Origin of the sequence: Sulfitobacter sediminilitoris, from assembly GCF_010667575.1 — a bacterium.
Classification (GTDB): Bacteria; Pseudomonadota; Alphaproteobacteria; order Rhodobacterales; family Rhodobacteraceae; genus Sulfitobacter; species Sulfitobacter sediminilitoris.
The window spans coordinates 1-1,565 of sequence record NZ_JAABNT010000070.1 but is presented as its reverse complement, the minus strand read 5'-3'; the positions used below and the strand labels follow the sequence as shown (position 1 = coordinate 1,565).

Annotated in this window: 2 protein-coding genes; both read right to left on the bottom strand. The window is 51.8% G+C overall.

The genetic code is table 11. The features are described from left to right. Positions 1-137: 137 nt before the first annotated feature. Positions 138-470, bottom strand: coding sequence for a GMC oxidoreductase (locus GV827_RS23135; RefSeq protein ID WP_328823215.1), 333 nt, complete (start codon positions 468-470; stop codon positions 138-140). A gap of 390 nt (positions 471-860) precedes the next feature. Next, positions 861-1,454, bottom strand: a complete 594-nt coding sequence (locus GV827_RS23130; RefSeq protein ID WP_164356673.1) for a rhodanese-like domain-containing protein — start codon at positions 1,452-1,454, stop codon at positions 861-863. Positions 1,455-1,565: the final 111 nt, after the last annotated feature.

The window sequence follows — 1,565 nt, the reverse complement described above, 5'->3', positions numbered from 1 at the left end:
TTTAGCAACCGCCGACCCTACTCGGGGGTACCCCCCCTTTCTCACGTAACCCACCCAGATGTCGTACATGCGATGAAGCGCGAACGGATAGAAACCTTCACCAGCTTAGGACCACTTCAGCTATGCAAGGATGGCTTTTAGACTGACAGCCCTCTGATGAGGTCGGCCCCTTTCTCCGCTATCATGATCGTCGGCGCGTTGGTGTTGCCGCTTGTAACCTCTGGCATTATGGACGCGTCACAGATGCGCAGCCCATCAAGGCCATTCAGCCGTAGCTGCGGATCGACGACAGCATCTGAATCTGACCCCATGCGACAGGTACCGCTCTGGTGCCACGTCGTACTTGCTTCTTGCCGGAGCGCCGCAATGATTTCCTCCCGGTTCGAAAATGAACGTAACATCTCGCCCCGCACCGGCGCGAAAGCGGAATGCGCAGCCAACTCCTGATTCCATTCGATGATCTCAGGCACCGCTCAACAAACAAGACAAGGTCAGCTACGCCATCGGAACTCTGAGCGACAGCTGCAATCCATATAATGCCTACCGGTTCCTGTGCTATCTCGGAACCGATCGTGCACAGCGGATATATGCGTCCTATGGCTTCGTTCCCGCCAGCACGGAAGCGCTTTAGCTGAAACCGTTGATGACAAACTGATAGAACTGGGGCGGCCTCTTTAGGGGTCGTGCCTTACTTCCCCTAGTGACCGCATTGGCGCTCGGACCCGACCTGCGGCGGTCCTCGATTGTCGTCTGACGAATGTTAAGAAGGCGACTAAGATACATTTGGTTTTGAGTAGAATGGGCTTAATTATTGGCTTGGCCGAGCTGAGTTTTTTGTCAGCCCGACCATCATTTGAAAGTTAGTTTAGATCTGCACGATAGACTTGTTGCGGTTCAATTTTATAGGACCACTCCAATCCCGCGTTGCGCCAACCGTTCACAACGCGCTGGCCTGCTCCAGAACCAGACTTGGCCTTATCACCTTCGTACCCGTCTATAACCGAATAAACCTTTGTGTAGCCAAGGTCCGCCAGAAGGTCTGCTGCACGTGCGCTTCGCGATCCTGATCGGCATATCAAAATGACGGGAGTATTTTCGGCGATGCCGTGTTCTGTGGCATAATCTTGGAAATCAGTTGGGAAGTCTGGGTTAAGCTCGAGGTCATATGTATTTTTTTCTTCATTAAAGACGGCCATCATCGGCATCACCATATAAGGGATATGAATATCTGCCCGCTTGGGAATGCCAAGAAACGCGACCTCTGCCCTGCTGCGCACATCTACAAAGACTGCATCTCCACTACTCAGCATTTCTTGCGCTTCAGCGGCGGTTAAATACAAGCCAAGCTTCGTCTGTTTCTTTTCTGGTACATCGCCTGCACAAACGGAAAATGCGGTACCACAAACAAATGCAAAAGATAGAATGGTTCGCGGGATATTAGGCAGCACACCCATTAATTCTTGTTTAGCGGCATAGGTTTGTGATTCATTTCGCCCAAACAACGGGCGGGAGGATGCAAGTGGCGCGATCAGACATGAGCGATCTGGAATGGGAATTCATCAAAG